The organism is Acidimicrobiales bacterium (assembly GCA_035294085.1).
Lineage (GTDB): Bacteria > Actinomycetota > Acidimicrobiia > Acidimicrobiales > Bog-793 > DATGLP01.
In genome coordinates this window covers 1-14995 of sequence record DATGLP010000015.1, presented here as the reverse complement: position 1 = coordinate 14995, position 14995 = coordinate 1, and the positions used below count along the sequence as shown (strand labels likewise).

The following is a 14995-nucleotide window of genomic DNA, read 5'->3' as shown; positions in this document are numbered from 1 at the left end:
CCCCCCACGAGGTCCGAGCGTGCTCCTGCGGCCGAGCCCTCCCGTTCGCCTGCTCGCGGCCGGCCCGAGGCGCTCGCGCACCGCGCGCCACGGTCTCGCCGCCCTCGCGCTGGCGTGCTGCTTCCCCGCCCTCGCACTCGCGCCCGTCGCCGCGGCGCGAACCCGGCACCCGCACCCGGCCGGGCACCACCGGGGGGCGCGCTGCCCGTGGGCGAGCCCGGCCGCGGCGGCGGCGAGCTCGCCCGACCAGCTCGCCGCCGAGGTCGTCCGGCGGATGACGCTTCGCGAGCAGCTCGCCTTCCTCGTCCTTCGGGCGCGCAACGGCTACGAGAACGAGAACACCGGCGTCCCCTCGCTGTGCATCCCGCCCCTCACCCTCCAGGATGGCCCGAACGGCCTCGCCTTCCACGACGTGGGCGTGACGCAGCTGCCCTCGTCCCTCGGGATCGCCGCGAGCTTCGACCCCGACCTCGCCCGCCGCTACGGCGAGGTGCTCGGCGCCGAGGCCCGCGGCCAGGGCATCGACGTCGTCCAGGCCCCCGACCTCAACGTCCAGCGCGTCCCGGAGTCCGGGCGCGCCTTCGAGAGCTACGGAGAGGACCCGCTCCTCGTCGCGAGGATGGGCGTCGCCGAGATCGAGGGGATCCAGTCCCAAGGCGTCATGGCCCAGGCGAAGCACTTCGCCGGCTACACGCAGGAGATCGACCGCGTCCACCTCGACCAGGTGATCTCGCGCCGCGCCCTCGCGGAGGTGTACCTGCCGCCCTTCCGCGCCGCCGTCGAGGTGGCCCACGTCGCGTCGGTCATGTGCGCCTACGGCTTCGTGAACGGCACGAACGCGTGCCAGGACCCCGGACTCTACGACGTCCTGCGCGGGCGCTGGGGCTTCGCGGGCTTCGTCCGCTCCGATCTCGACTCGGTGGCCCAGCCGGCGAGGGCCTTCGCTGCCGGTCTCGACCTCATCAAGCGTGCCTCGCCCGGCGAGCTCGCCGGGCTCGTCGCCTCGGGCGCGCTCAGGCGCTCGACGGTCCGCGACGCGGTCGAGAAGGTGCTCGCCGAGATGTTCGCCTACGGGCTCATCTCCCGCCCGCGCCGGGGCTGGATCGGGCGGCACGTGGACAGTCCGGCGCACGCCGCCTTCGCGCTCGCCGCCGCCGAGCGCTCGATGGTCCTGCTGAAGAACCGGGGCGGGCTGCTCCCGCTCGACGCGCGCAGGCTGCGGTCCCTCGCGGTCATCGGGGTCGACGCCTCGAGCCAGGCGATGACGGCGGGGTTCGGCAGCGCCAACGTCGTGGCGCCGTTCCGCATCACGCCGCTCGGCGCGATCCGCCGGAACCTGCGGCGCGCGGTGACCTACGAGCCCGGCGGGAGCGGCGATCGGCCGCTCCCGCCCATCCCCCTCGGGGACCTCGGGCCGGGATCGAGCGACGAGCCGGTCCCCGACCCCCCGATCGGCATGACCCCCTTCGGCCAGGCCGCGGTGCTCGCCGAGCTCGACGCCTCGAAGGCCGCCGCGACGGGATCGATCCCGCAGCGAGACCTCACCTACCTCGACCACTGGCGCCCGACGCTCGTCGTGGCGCGAAGCGGCCTGTACACCTTCTCCATCACCGGGGGCGGCGACATCTGGTTCCGGATCGACGGCCGGCTGCTGTACGCGAAGCCAGGCGAGCAGGGCCGCTCGACGTGGGCCGTGTCGGTGCCCCTCGTCGCCGGTCGCCGCTACGCGCTCGACGTCGCCTGGTTCCCGACGCTCGCCGGCCCTCCCCGCATCGGCATGCGCTTCGAGACGCCCGCGATCCAGGCCGCGGCGCGAGCGGCCCGCCACGCGCAGGCCGCCGTCGTGTTCGTGAGCGACTGGTCGAGCGAGGGCGTCGACCGTCCAGGACTGTCGCTCCCCGGGGACGCGAACGCCCTCATCGAGGCCGTCGCCCGGGCGAACCCGCGCACGGTCGTCGTCCTCAACACCGGCGGCGCGGTCCTCATGCCCTGGCTCGGGCGCGTCGGCGCCGTCCTCGAGGCGTGGTACCCGGGGGAGGAGGACGGGGCGGCCACGGCGGCGGTGCTCTTCGGGCGGTTCGACCCGGCGGGGCACCTGCCGATCACCTTCCCGGCCTCCCGTTCGCAGGGCGACGCGGCCTCGGTCGCGTCGTGGCCGGGCGTCGACGGGGTGGTCCACTTCGGCACGCGCTTCGCCATCGGCTACCGCTACGACGAGCTCACCGGGCAGACGCCGCTCTTCCCCTTCGGCTACGGGCTGTCCTACACCCGTTTCCTCCTCTCGGACCTCGCCGTCGAGCGAGCGGGCGACTCGATCGCCGCGTCCGTGTCGGTGGCGAACCTCGGGCGCCGTGCCGGCACGGCGGTCGTCCAGGCCTACCTCGCGTTCCCGAGCGCGGCGGGCGAGCCGCGCAAGCTCGTGGCCTTCGCCACCGTGCCGCTCGGGCCGGGGGCGAGCAGGCGGGTGACGCTGTCGGTCCCGGCCGGCGCGCTCCGCTGCCTCGTCGACGGCACCTGGTCGACGGTCCCCGGCCGCTACGTCGTCTGGGTGGGCCAGTCGTCCGGACGTCTCCGCCTCTCGGGAACCGTCGAGCTGCCCTGAGGCGGCCCGGGGGGGCGCGCCCCCCTCGCCCTGTACACGGCGTGCGCCGGGGCCTATCGTGCGCGGGCGCGCAGGCGGGCCGTCGCCGCCTCCGTGGGGGTGTGGTGCGGATGGCAACGCTCGGTGCCGACCAGCTGGGCCGCTTCTTCGAGGACGGCTACCTCGTCGTCGAGGGCGTCGTCGGCGCGGCGCGCCTCGCCGCCGTGCTGGACGACTGCGCCGAGATCGCCGTCGGGCTCGTCGCCGCGGCCATCGAACGTGGCGAGGTCGAGGCGGCGGTCGCCGCGCTCCCCTGGCAGCGCCAGCTCGTCGAGCTGGCGCGAGCGACCGGTCGCGACCACAGCCAGCACTTCGACATCAGCCTCCCCGTGCGCGGCCACGTCGATCGCGACACGCCGATGAACACCCGCCGGAGCGTCTTCGACGTCCTCGTGGACCCGGGCCTGCTCGACGCCGTCGCCTGCCTCGTCGGTCCCGAGGTGACCTGCAACCCGGTGCAGCACCTGCGGATCAAGCTGCCGCAGGCGGCGATGCCGCGCGACGCCGGCTTCCTCGCCGCGATGGTCCCCTGGCACCAAGACAGCGGTGTGGTGCTCGCCGAGGCCGACGACACCTGCCTCGTGACCGCGTGGGTGGCGGTCACCGACGCCACGGTGCGCAACGGCTGTCTCCAGGTCGTCCCCGGCTCGCAGCGCGCGCCGGTCCTTCGCCACTGCCTCCAGGTCAACCAGTACGAGATACCGGCCGAGCTCGTCTGCGAGCTCGGCGAGCCCGTCGCGCTCGAGGTGCCGGCCGGCAGCGTCGTCTTCCTCGACCGGCGCACCGTGCACGCCTCGCTCCACAACACGAGCGAGTCGGACGTGCGAGTCAGCCTCGACCTGCGCTACCAGCCGACGGGGCAGGCGACGGGCCGGCCGCTGTTCCCGGCCTTCGTCGCGCGCTCCGCGGCAGCGCCCGCGTCCGCCCTGGCCGATCCCGCCGCCTGGGCGCGCCTGTGGGACGAGGTGCGCGGCCAGCTGCCCGACGAGCTCGTGCCCGAGCAGTTCTTCCGCTGGGGCCCGACGGGGAACCTCTGCGCGTAGCGCCCTACTTCGCCGAGTAGCCGCCGTCGACCGGCACGAGCGCACCAGTCATCTGGATCGGTGCATCGAGGAGGAGGAAGACGCCGACGGTGGCCACCTCCTCCGGGCGGGTGACCCGGCCGGTCAAGGTGTTCGCGGCGAGCTCGCGCAGACCCGCCTCGGGGTCCTCGGGGTGGAAGCCCGCGGCGGTGTCGATGTTCATCTTCGTGTCCATCGAGCCGGGGCAGATGATGTTGACGCGCACGTTGTACTTCGCGTACTCGATCGCCGCCGTCTTCGTGAGACCGACGAGCGCGTGCTTCGACGCGTTGTACGGACCGAGCAGGCCGCAGCCGTGCCAGGCCAGGTAGGACCCGGTGTTCACGACGGCGCCACCGCCGCGCGCGATGAGGTGCGGGATGGCGTACTTCATGCCGTACCAGGCGCTCTTCGTGTTCACCCGGATCACCTCGTCGAAGCCCTCGTCGGAGGATTCGGTGATCGGCGCGAACTCGCCGAGGATGGCGGCGATGTTGAAGATCCCGTCGAGCCCGCCCCACCGCTCGGCGGCTTCGTCGACGAACGCCTTCACGTCGGTCGCGCTGCCGACGTCGGCGACTCGCCCGACGATCTCGCAGCCCTTGCCGTCGAGCTCGCTCGCGAGGCGCTCGAGCGCCTCCGCGTCGCGGTCCACCGCCAGAACGTTGACGCCCCGCTCGGCGAGCAGGCGCACCGTCGCCGCGCCCATCCCGCCGGCCGCGCCGGTCACGATCACGTTCGTCGCCACCTCAAGCCCCCTTGCTCGCTGGCTCGCCGCCGGCGGGCGGCTGCCCGGGTGTTGTGCCGACGGGCACGGCGCCGTCCGGGCCGGCCCGATCTGAGCAGATCGTGTAGGATATCTGATGGCCGTTGGGCCGTCAGCCTCGTTCCAGGGGGGACGCGAGATGTCGCTGCCACGTCTGTCGATCGCTGCCGTGACGACCTACGGCGCCCCCGTCGAGGTCGACATCGCGGCGTGCAAGGCGGCTGGTGCTCCGGGCATCGGCATCTGGGAGTTCAAGCTCCCGCCCTCCGGCCGGGACGACGACGTCGTCGCCGCGGTGCGCGAGGCTGGCCTGCGAGCCACGCTGTGCACCGGGACCGTTCCCTCGGTCTACCCGGACGCCTACTTCACCGAGCCGAGCGAGCCTGCCGAGCGGGTGAAGGCGATGTGTGCGTCGATCGAGCGCCTGGCGGCCTTCGACCCGGTCGCCGTCCTGTGCGTGACGGGCGACCCGCGCGGACGCGACGTCGAGGAGATGCGCCGCGTGACGGTCGAGGGGCTGCGCACCGTGGCCCGCTTCGCGGCCAGCCTCGGGATCACCATCGGGCTCGAGCCGTACCGCGCGGACGCCGGTTCGCTCGTGACCACGCTGCCCGACACGGTGCGGCTCATCGACGACGTCGGCGAGCCGAACGTCGCGGTGATCGCCGACACCTGGCACTTCTGGGACCTCCCGGGGATCGAGGCGGACCTCGCACGGTTCGCCGACCGGCTGGTCGGCGTCCAGATCAACGACCGGCGCGATCCCTACCTGGGGTGGTGCGACCGGCGGCTGCCGGGGGACGGGAAGATCGACCTGCGGTCGATCTTCGGCGTGCTCGACGCTGCCGGCTACGACGGATGGTACGACGTCGAGGTGTTCTCCGACGACGGGCGCTTCGGCAGCGCGGTCCCGGACTCCGTCTGGGCGCTCGATCCCTACGAGGTGTGCCGGCGGTGCGTCTCGTCCTTCGAGCGGCTCTGGAGCGAGCGGCGCCGACCGGCCTAGGGCGACGCCCGCGCCTGGGGACGAGCGAGGGGAGGACCCTTCCGTGTGGAGCGAGAACGTCGAGCTCCTGGCGTACGAGGACCTGCAGGGACGCTCGAGCTTCAAGCTCGCGCTGCAAGAGCGCGACGGACGATTCTTCCTGTACGTCGCGGCGCTGTGGCACTCGGGATGGTCGATCGTGGACGTCACCGAGCCGGAGCGCCCGCGCTTCCTGCGCTGGGTCGAGGGTCCTCCGAACACCTGGACCATCCAGGTGCAGGTCGCGGACGGCAAGATGATCACCGCGCTCGAGCACGTCCCCCCTGGCTGGTCGGCGGGCGGCTCGGACGCCGAGCCGATGGACGGCTTCTTCGTCTGGGACGTCTCCGAGCCCGACGACCCGCGCCTGCTCGGCCAGTGGCGCAGCGGGGCGAGCGGTACGCACCGCAACTTCTACAACGGGGGCGACGTCGTCCACGCGACCACGACCCTTCCCGGCTTCGACGGCCACGTCTATGCGACCGTCGACATCTCCGAACCGGCCTCGCCTCGCCACCTCGGGACCTGGTGGTACCCAGGGCAGCACCGCGCCGGCGGCGAGCAGTACTCGTCCGACGACCTGCGCCGGCTGCGTCGCGGCAGGCCCTACCCGAGCGAGGAGCACCCGAGCCACGGGCTCTCGCTGCACGGCGGGGCCTACGTGCTCGGGACGAGGGCCTACTGCCCGTGGATGCGCGGCGGTCTCGTGATCCTCGACGTCGAGGACGTGCGTGCCCCGCGCCTCGTGTCCAACCTGCCCTTCCACCCCCCGCTCGGGAGCACGATCGCGCTCCACTCCGCGGTGCCGCTCCCGGGACGCGACGTCGTCGTCGTGAACAGCGAGGCCCTGCGGGAGCGCTGCGACGAGCCGGCGGGCTTCGCGGGCACGGTCGACGTGAGCGACGAGGAGGACCCGGTCCTCCTCGCGCTCTTCCCCCAGCCCCGGGTCCCCCCCGGCTACGACGCCCCGAGCTTCTGCGAGAAGGGCGGGAGGTTCGGTCCGCACAACCAGCACCAGCACCAGGGGCTCGCCTGCCTGGCGCCGAACGACGACCTCGTCTACCTCACCTACTTCAACGCCGGCCTGCAGATCTACGACGTGCGCGACCCACGCGACCCGCACATCGTCGGCTACTTCATCCCGGACGACCCCACCGAGCGGCGGGGGCCGCTCCCGACGACCCTCGTGCACCAGGCCGAGGACGTCCTCGTCGACCGGCGCGGCGTGATCTACGTGTCGGAGAAGAACAGCGGCGTCTACGTCCTGGCCTTCGACCGCTCGGCGAGTCGCTGACCGAGCGCCTCGACCTCCTTGACGAGCGGTAACCGAGGTATTATGCAATTTACAAGAAATGGCGAGAGCCGGGGTCGTCCGGGTGGCGACGGTCCGGCGCGCCCGAGCATGGGGGAGAGCACGTGAGACTGAAGCGTCGATTCCGCAGGGCCGCCTGGCCCCTCGCGGGGGCCGTCGGGCTCCTCGGGCTGGTCGCGCCCCTGGCAGTGCCCGCCAGCGCCACGAGCCGGCCGGCGTTCCTGCCCAAGCCCGGCGGTCTCGTCACGAACTGCGCCAAGGCGCACTTCCTGCCGAACCCGACCCTGCCGGCGAACCTCGACCCGGCGACGACGCTGCCGCCGCCGTCGCTCATCAAGGTGCACGACTCGGCGAAGGACTGGGGGGGACCGGCCTCGGCGGCCTCGATCTTCCCGGTTCCCTACACGCAGGTGAAGATCACGCCGGCCCAGGCGCAGCGGATCTGCAAGCTGCACCTCAAGGCCGTCTTCTTGAACTGGAGCAACGTCACCTACAACCAGGCGATGATCGACGGCATCCGGAACGAGTTCAACGCGCTCGGCGTGCGGCTCATCCGGGTCACCGACTCCGAGTTCTCGCCCACCGGCGTCGCCGGTGACGTGAGCGCCGTCATGCCGCTCAACCCCGACATCGTGATCGCGGGTGGCACGCTCAACCCGTCGCAGATGGCGAGCCTCATGGGCCCGGTGATCCGCGCCCACAAGATCCTCATCTCGTGGGGCAACGACGGCCCGGGCCTCGCGCTCGGGCCCAGCGGCCAGTTGAACGCGCTGGTCGGCTACGACTGGTACTACCTGGGTCTGCAGATGGCCAAGGCGATCCACGACAAGTACCCGCACGGGGTCACGCTCGGGTACATCCACTGGATCAACGACGTCCAGGCGATCCTGCTGCGCGAGAGCGGCCTGCTCGACGGCCTGAAGAAGTACCCGAACATCCACGTCGTCGCGGCCAACGGACCGGCGTGCGCCTCGTGCACGAACTCCGGCTTCTCGAGCCCGACGGCGACGAGCGCCGAGTCCTACACCGAGTCGTTCCTGCAGACGCACAAGAACGTGCAGGTCATCTTCGCCCCGTGGGAGAACCCGCCCGCGCTCGGCGAGGCGGCTGCCATCACGGCGCTGCACCTGCAGAACAAGGTGAAGGTCGTGACGATGGACCTCGCCGAGGCCGGGACGCACTCCCTCGCCCACGGCGGCCTGATCACCGTCGACATGGCCCAGAACATCTACGACGGCGGCCGGATCATGGCGGCGCTCGGTGCGCTGCGCGCGATCCACGCGAAGTACCCGCGCTTCGTCATCGTCCCCACGGACGCGGTCACGTCGAAGAACTACCGGAACGCCTGGATCTACATGCACGGGCCGAACATCCCGTGCCCGCCGGCCGACTGCTGAGGCCGCAACGGGTGTCGTGTTGAACACCGGCATCCGGGGGCCGCACCGCCCGACGGGTCGGACGACCCGCCGGGCGGGCGGCCCCCCGCCGTCGAAGGACGCTGTCGGCCCTGACGCAGTGCGGGCCCCGGGAACCGAGGTGCCCGCCGCTGTGGCATGCTGTGCGTGGGTCAAGGGCGCGGGCGAGCGGGGGCCGCGCCGGTGCCGGAAGGGACCCGAGGGGAAGTCCTGATGTCGGCCACTTCGCCAGTGCCGGCTGTCGAGCTGCGGCACATCTACAAGAGCTTCGCCGGGACCTACGTCCTCCAGGACGTGAGCCTCGCCGTCCAGCCCGGCCAGATTCACGCGGTCGTGGGCCACAACGGCGCGGGCAAGTCGACGCTCATGAAGATCCTGCAGGGCGTGCACCAGGCCGACGCCGGCGAGATCCTTCTCGGCGGTCACGTCCTCAGGCGACCAACGCCCTCGCTCGTGCGGTCGCTCGGCGTCGGCATGGTCTACCAGGAGCGGAGCCTCGTGCCCACGCTCAGCGGCCTCGACAACCTGTTCTTGAACAACGAGGTGCGCGGCATCACGCGCCGGATCCGCCGGGGCGTCGAGTACCGGCAGGCTGCCGAGATCTGCGCTCGCCTCGGCGTCTCGCCGGCGCTCCTCGGCCGCCGCGTCGGCGAGATGAGCGCCGTCGAGCAGGAGATGCTCGAGGTGGCGAAGGCGCTGCGCGTCGCCCGCCGGCTCATCATCCTCGACGAGCCGACCGGACCCCTCGGCGGGAGCGAGGTCCAGGACCTGTTCAAGGTGATCCGGGCGACAGCGGCGACGGGCGTCGGCGTCGTCCTCATCACGCACCACCTCGGCGAGGTCTTCGACATCGCCGACTTCGTGACGTGCCTGCGCGAGGGACGCGTCACGCTGTCGTGCCCGACGCAGCAGACGAACATCGACGAGCTCATCACCGCGATCGTCGGCGAGAGTTCGGCGCTCGCCCAGCAGTACGCGTCGCAGGCGCGCCAGTCCGCGGCCACGGGGACGGGACCCGGGGAGGGCCGCGAGGTCGCGCTCGAGGTCCGGTCGCTCCTCGTGCCCGGCAAGCTGCACGACGTCTCCTTCGAGGTGCTGCCAGGCGAGATCGTGGGTCTCGTCGGGCTCGCGGGAAGCGGGCGGTCCACGCTCCTCAAGGTCCTCTACGGGGACATCCGCCCGGCGGCCGGCGAGGTCCGGCTGTTCGGCAGGCCCGTGCGGCCCGGGCACCCGGCCGATGCGATCAGGCGCGGCATCTACCTCATTCCCGAGGACCGGGCCGTGCACGGCCTCGTCCTGTCGAGCGCGATCGTGGAGAACGTGGCGCTGTCGGTGCTCGACCGACTTCGGTCGTGGGGGGTGCTGCGCATGTCGCGTGCCCGGCGGCGGACTCGCAGCGCCATGCAGCAGCTCGGCATCCGCGCGAAGGGCCCGGACCAGGTCGTGTCCGAGCTCTCCGGGGGCAACCAGCAGAAGGTGGTCATCGCCAAGGCGGTGCAGACCGACGCGCGCCTGCTCCTGCTCGACGAGCCGACCTTCGGCGTCGACATCGGCGCCTCGCGCGACGTCGCCCGCTACGTGCACGAGTTCGTCGCCGCCGGCAACGCTGCGCTGTGGGTCAGCTCGGACCTGCACGAGCTGCTGACCGTCGCCGACCGCATCCTCGTCCTGTCGGACGGGACGATCCAGGAGAGCATCGGGCGAGGCACGCCCGAGTTCGACGAGTCCACGATCCTCGCGAAGATGCAGCGGCGCTCGCAGCTGGCAGCGGCGCATGCACAGGCGCTGCCAGCGGGAGGCTAGAGGTGCGAACGGAGGCGCCGTCGATGTCATCAGGTGAGAGCGGACATCCAGGAACGCTGACGCCGGCGCCCCCGCAGGCCGGCGCTCGCCACGGGACCGAAGAGCCCGAGCCCGTCCCCGCCGCCTGGGAGGCCGGTGGGTCGTCGCCGTTCAGGAGCTGGCTGCGCCAGACGACCTCGAAGACGCTGCACGGCGAGAACGCCGGGCTGCTCGTCATCGTCCTCGTGGCGTTCGTCGGGATCTTCGCCATCGTCCTCAACCACACGTCGTTCTTCAGCACGACGAACCTCGTCAGCATCGTCAACACGACGTGCGCCGACTCGGTCATGGCGGTGCCGCTGGTCTTCGTGATCTGCGCCGGCGAGATCGACCTCTCCTTCGCCTACGTCATCCCGGTCGCCGCCTACGTCGCGGCGATCCTGATGCCGACCCACGGCGTCGTCATCGCCGTCCTCGCCGCGCTCGGGCTCGGATTCGGGGTCGGCCTGATCAACGGCATCGTCACCGTCGGGCTCAACATCCCCTCGTTCGTCGTGACGCTCGGCATGCTCGGGTTCCTGTCGGGCTACGCCGAGGTGATCGCCAACGACGCCACCCTCAGCGTCTCGAACCGCGCCTACATCCGCATCTTCGGTCAGGGCCACGTCGGCCCGATCAGCGTCACGGTGTTCTGGACGCTCGGAGCCGTCCTGCTCGGCGTCTACGTCCTCGGCTACACCCGCGCCGGCCGCCAGGTGCTCGCGACGGGCGGCAACGCGGCGGCCGCCCGGTTCTCGGGGATCAAGACGAAGCGAGTGCGCGTCCTCGTGTTCATCTTCGCCGGGCTCGGGGGCGCCCTCGGCGGCCTCATCTACCTCGGCCAGTACACGACGGCGACGGCGACGCTCGGCGGTTCGTCCGACCTCCTCAACGTGCTCGCAGCCGTGATCATCGGCGGCACGGCGCTCACCGGCGGGCGCGGCAGCGTCGTCGGGGCGCTCGTCGGCTCCCTGCTGCTCGGCGTGATCGGCAACGCCCTCGTCATCCTCGGCGTCTCGAGTCCCGAGGAGCTCATGGCCGAGGGCGCGATCATCATCGCGACGGTGGTGATCAGCTCACGGCGGGGGTCCCGCCGCGGCGGCCAGTCCGGCGTGGCGCAGTCGATCGCGCACTTCGTCCGGCGCGGCCGCCCGCAGGAGCTGCAGGCCCGGCCGTAGAAGACGGGGCGCGACGCGCTCAGTAGTAGTCGCGCGCCGCGTGCGGCCGGTAGGGGGACTCGAGGCGCTGGCACACCTCGGGCTCGAGCCGGAGCGAGAGGGCCGCGAGCGCGTCCTCGAGGTGCTCGAGGCGCGTCGCGCCGATGATCGGGGCCGTCACGCCCGGCCGGCCGAGCAGCCACGCGAGGGCGACGCGCGCCGGCGTCGCGCCGAGCTCCCTCGCCACCTCCGCGACGCGCTCGATGACGTCGAAGTCCGCGGGCTCGTCGTAGAGCGACTCGGCGAAGGCGTCGGAGCGAGCGCGCACCGTCCGGCGCTCGCCGCTGCGGGTCACGTTGCCGGCGAGCCGTCCCCGCGCCAGCGGGCTCCAGGGCAGGACGCCGACCCCCTGGTCGATGCACTGCGGGATCATCTCCCGCTCCTCCTCGCGGTAGAGGAGGTTGTAGTGGTTCTGCATCGACACGAAACGCGTCCAGCCGTTCACCGCGGCCACGTGCTGCGCCTTGGCGAACTGCCAGGCTCGCATGCTGCTGGCGCCGATGTAGCGGGCCTTGCCGGCGCGCACGACGTCGTGGAGCGCCTCCATCGTCTCCTCGATCGGCGTGCGCGGATCCCACCGGTGGATCTGGTAGAGGTCGACGTAGTCCATGTTGAGGCGGCGCAGCGAGGCGTCGATCGCGGACAGGATGTGCTTGCGCGACAGTCCGCCGGCGTTCTCGCCCGGCTCGAGCGGCAGGAAGACCTTCGTCGCCAGGACGAGCTCGTCGCGGCGCAGGAGCTTGGGGAGCAGCCGCCCGCAGAGCTCCTCGCTGCCCCCCTTCTCGTAGATGTCGGCGGTGTCGAAGCAGGTGATGCCGGCATCGACCGCGGCGCGCAGGATCGGGAGCGCGTCGCGCTCGTCGAGCACCCAGTCGCGCAGCTTGTGGTCGGCGTAGCTCATCATGCCGAGCCACAGCCGGGAGACGCGCAGCCCGCAGGCGCCGAGGTTGACGTACTCCACGGGCTCAGCGGGCGTCACCGGCCGGCGCGCCCTCGGTGGCGACCTCCCCGTCGAGCTCGGTGCGCGCGAAGATCAGGATGCCGGTGAGCGTCGAGCTCATGTGCGCCTTGAGGTGGCTCGCGGCGGTATCGACGTCGCCGCGCTTGAGCGCCGCCAGCATCTCGTGGTGCTCGCGGTTGCCGGACGCGATCCGCTCCGCGTCGACGGTCACGGCCCGGGCGACGTAGAGCGCGGAGGCGTCGTGCAGCATCTTCACGATCGAGCGCAGGCGTTGGCTCGCCGGCGCGATGAGCGCCTCGTGGAAGCGCCAGTTGAGCTCCGCCCACGTGCTCGGGTCCGTCGTCTCGTCGAGCTGCGCCTGGATCGCGCTCGCCTCGGCGAGCGTGGTGTCGGGCCGGCGCGCGTAGGCGAAGCGCAGCGCGAAGGGCTCGATGAGCTCGCGCACGGCGTAGAGCTCGAGGACCTCCTCGAGGTTCGGCTTGTGCACGACGGCGCCGCGGTGGGGATCGAACTCGACGAGGCCCTCGGTGACGAGGTCCCGCAGCGCCTCGCGCACCGGTGTCGTGCTGACCCGAAGGCGCGCGGCGACGTCGGCCTGGACGAGGCGCGACCCGCCGGGTGCCGCCCCGCTCAGGATGGCGCGGCGCAGGTGCTCGCGCACGAGCTCGTGCGCGGTCCGCCGCCCGAGGGTGTCGTCGAGGAAGTCGCTCGCGGACCGGGGCCTGGCCGGTCTGCGCGTCCTCGGCGCGCTGGTCTCGGGCTCGGCGGGTGACACCGCGGCCTCAGTCCTCGACGAGCGCGACCGCGCGCGTCGGGCCGCCGTGGGCGCCTCGGAGCTTCAGCGGGAAGCCGATGAAGGTGAAGCGCCGTCCGGCGACCTGGTCGAGGTTGGCGAGGTTCTCGTAGTGCGTGATGGAGGACCGCCGGCACATCATGTGGCACGGATAGGTCCGGCTCACGGGGTTGTCGGGCGTCGGCGAGTCCACGCCGAAGATCTTCACGCCGTGGTCGAGGATCCACTGGCTCCCGCTCTCGCCGAGGCCCGGGTGCTCGGTGAGGTACCGACGCTCGCCCCGGTAGCGGTTCCAGGTGCCCGTGTAGAGGAGGAGGACGTCGCCGGGCGCCACCTTCTCCGGCGACCGGTCGTTCGCCTCGTCGAGGTGCGACGCCTCGATGTCGGTGCGCGCCGGAACGTCGCTCACGTCGAGGCACACGCCCGTCCCCATGAACAGCTCGAGCGGCATCTGGTCGATCGTGAGCGCGCCGGGCGTCGGGTCGAGGTGCGAGAACGAGTCCACGTGCGTCGGGCCGTTGTCGTTCATGGTGAACGCCTTGGTCTGGAACGAGAAGCCGCCCTCGAAGCGGGAGGCCGTCTCCTCGTGCGAGGCGTGGTCCCACAGCGCGGTCTTCGAGTGGCCCGGGTAGACCATCATGCCCTCGTAGATGTCCTGGGAGAGGTCGATCAGGCGCACGTCGGTCTCCTCCCTGCACGCCGCGACGGCACACGATACCGCCGTCGTGGTCCGGTCATCGCTGCTCGTAGGCGGCCCAGGCCCGGCGGAACCCCTCCACGGCGCGCCGGGCCACCTCCGCGGCGGGCAGCGCCCACAGCGAGTCGGGGTAGCGCTCGCCGTAGCGGCCGTTGTCCGAGAAGACCTCGACGTCGTACCAGCCGCGGTAGCCGGCCGACTCCAAGGTGGCGATGAACCCCGGGAGGTCGATCACGCCCTCGCCGGGCAGGAGGCGGTCGCACCACGACCGTGGCTGCGGCGCGCGCCCGTTGATCTGCACCGCGCCGATCCTCCCGACGTGCGCCGCGAGCTCCTCGCGGATCCCCGGGAGGTCCCAGAAGTGCCACGTGTCGAGGAGGAGGTCGATGTTCGTGGCGCCCACCTCCTCGATGAGCGCCAGCGCCTCGGATGGCAGCACCGCGAGCGTCCCGAGCTCGCGGCGCAGCGGCTCGAGCACGAGGCGCACGCCCGCCTCGCCGGCGGTCTCCGCGGCGGCGCGCAGGCCGTCGACGATCACCGGACGCGCCCGTTCCGGGTCGTCGTCCGGGGGGAAGCTGGCGAGCACGAGGCAGGAGGCAGGGTTGAAGCGGGCGAAGCGCTTGATCGACGCGCGCAGGCTCGCCAGCCGGTCCCGCGGGTCGGCCGGCGCGGGGAAGAGCGTGTTCGGGAACATGCTCGGCGCGCCGGGCACGCACACGGTCGCGCGCAGGCCGCTCGCCTCGAGCGCGTCGACGAGGGCAGCGTCGTCGCGTCCCACGATCTTGTACTCCCAGATGCCGATCCCGGCGACGCCCGCGGCCGCGTAGCCGGCGAGGTCCTCCTCGTAGCTGGCGTCGTAGGTCGTCGCCGCGCTGATCGAGAGCCGCGGCTCGACCTGCGTGTCCCGTGCGGCCATGCGCGTCTCCTCGAGGGCTGGGCGGACTTGCGGGTCGTCGCGCCACATCTTATAAGATCGCAGCGCCTGCCCGCCGGGAGGCGGGGACGTGCCCGCCTGGGAGCGGGGAAAGGAGCGCCATGGCCTCGTTCGGCACGGTCGGGATGGACTGGCAGGAGCGCATCAACTGGGCCCGCATGCGCGAGTACCGCCTCGGCCGGGCACGCGAGGCGATGCGCCGCCACGGCCTCGGGGCGATCCTGTGCATGTACGACGAGAACGTCCGCTACATCACCTCGACGCTCACCCCGGGCTGGAACCGCCTGAAGCCGGGGCTGCGCTACGCGATCTTGGTCGAAGGGCGCGAGCCGATCCTCTACGAGCAGGGCGAC

General features: G+C 72.2%; 13 protein-coding genes. 8 read left to right on the top strand and 5 right to left on the bottom strand.

The genetic code is table 11. The features are described 5' to 3' along the window. The first annotated feature begins 19 nt into the window (after window positions 1-19). Both VKV23_05565 and VKV23_05560 read left to right on the top strand, forming a co-directional pair. Window positions 20-2602: a glycoside hydrolase family 3 C-terminal domain-containing protein gene (locus tag VKV23_05565; protein ID HLI15507.1), complete on the top strand. Its 2583-nt coding sequence runs from the start codon at window positions 20-22 to the stop codon at window positions 2600-2602. 110 nt (window positions 2603-2712) lie between these two features. Further along, a complete protein-coding gene (locus tag VKV23_05560) occupies window positions 2713-3684 on the top strand; it encodes a phytanoyl-CoA dioxygenase family protein (GenBank protein ID HLI15506.1) in 972 nt (323 codons plus the stop codon). 4 nt (window positions 3685-3688) lie between these two features. Here the strand turns inward: VKV23_05560 and VKV23_05555 are convergent, their stop codons facing one another. Then, entirely contained in the window at window positions 3689-4450 is a 762-nt protein-coding gene (locus VKV23_05555; protein ID HLI15505.1) for an SDR family oxidoreductase, read from the bottom strand. Window positions 4451-4565: 115 nt separating this feature from the next. Between VKV23_05555 and VKV23_05550 the strand changes: the two genes are divergently transcribed. The 5 genes from VKV23_05550 to VKV23_05530 all read left to right on the top strand — a co-directional run bounded on the left by VKV23_05550 (window position 4566) and on the right by VKV23_05530 (window position 11218). Beyond that, window positions 4566-5474 (top strand): sugar phosphate isomerase/epimerase family protein, encoded by a 909-nt coding sequence (locus VKV23_05550; protein ID HLI15504.1) that lies wholly within the window; start codon window positions 4566-4568, stop codon window positions 5472-5474. Between the two features lie 43 nt (window positions 5475-5517). After that, window positions 5518-6786, top strand: a complete 1269-nt coding sequence (locus VKV23_05545) for a hypothetical protein (protein ID HLI15503.1) — start codon at window positions 5518-5520, stop codon at window positions 6784-6786. A gap of 122 nt (window positions 6787-6908) precedes the next feature. Beyond that, window positions 6909-8201, top strand: coding sequence for a substrate-binding domain-containing protein (locus VKV23_05540; GenBank protein HLI15502.1), 1293 nt, complete (start codon window positions 6909-6911; stop codon window positions 8199-8201). A 249-nt stretch (window positions 8202-8450) separates the two neighbouring features. Then, the gene (locus tag VKV23_05535) at window positions 8451-10022 is read left to right on the top strand and encodes a sugar ABC transporter ATP-binding protein (GenBank protein HLI15501.1); all 1572 of its coding nucleotides are present in this window, start codon (window positions 8451-8453) and stop codon (window positions 10020-10022) included. 23 nt (window positions 10023-10045) lie between these two features. Continuing rightward, the gene (locus VKV23_05530) at window positions 10046-11218 is read left to right on the top strand and encodes an ABC transporter permease (GenBank protein HLI15500.1); all 1173 of its coding nucleotides are present in this window, start codon (window positions 10046-10048) and stop codon (window positions 11216-11218) included. A 19-nt stretch (window positions 11219-11237) separates the two neighbouring features. Here the strand turns inward: VKV23_05530 and VKV23_05525 are convergent, their stop codons facing one another. Genes VKV23_05525 through VKV23_05510 form a run of 4 tightly spaced genes read right to left on the bottom strand, consistent with a single transcriptional unit; the run spans window position 11238 to window position 14624 of the window. Beyond that, window positions 11238-12236 carry an aldo/keto reductase gene (locus VKV23_05525; protein HLI15499.1) on the bottom strand — a complete coding sequence of 333 codons (999 nt, stop codon included), beginning with the start codon at window positions 12234-12236 and terminating at the stop codon, window positions 11238-11240. Beyond that, entirely contained in the window at window positions 12223-12993 is a 771-nt protein-coding gene (locus tag VKV23_05520) for a GntR family transcriptional regulator (GenBank protein ID HLI15498.1), read from the bottom strand. The genes VKV23_05525 and VKV23_05520 overlap by 14 nt, the downstream gene beginning before the upstream one ends. Window positions 12994-13000: 7 nt before the next feature. Then, complete coding sequence (locus tag VKV23_05515) at window positions 13001-13690, bottom strand: cyclase family protein (GenBank protein HLI15497.1); 690 nt, start codon at window positions 13688-13690, stop codon at window positions 13001-13003. 55 nt (window positions 13691-13745) lie between these two features. Beyond that, entirely contained in the window at window positions 13746-14624 is an 879-nt protein-coding gene (locus tag VKV23_05510) for a sugar phosphate isomerase/epimerase family protein (protein ID HLI15496.1), read from the bottom strand. 119 nt (window positions 14625-14743) lie between these two features. Between VKV23_05510 and VKV23_05505 the strand changes: the two genes are divergently transcribed. Continuing rightward, a partial coding sequence (locus VKV23_05505; protein HLI15495.1) for an aminopeptidase P family N-terminal domain-containing protein occupies window positions 14744-14995 on the top strand: 252 nt, incomplete at its 3' end.

Coding starts and splice junctions, on each gene's coding strand:
- VKV23_05530 (HLI15500.1), top strand. CDS start 10,046: ATGTCATCAGGTGAGAGCGGACATCCAGGAACGCTGACGCCGGCGCCC.
- VKV23_05560 (HLI15506.1), top strand. CDS start 2,713: ATGGCAACGCTCGGTGCCGACCAGCTGGGCCGCTTCTTCGAGGACGGC.
- VKV23_05550 (HLI15504.1), top strand. CDS start 4,566: ATGGCCGTTGGGCCGTCAGCCTCGTTCCAGGGGGGACGCGAGATGTCG.
- VKV23_05510 (HLI15496.1), bottom strand. CDS start 14,624: ATGGCCGCACGGGACACGCAGGTCGAGCCGCGGCTCTCGATCAGCGCG.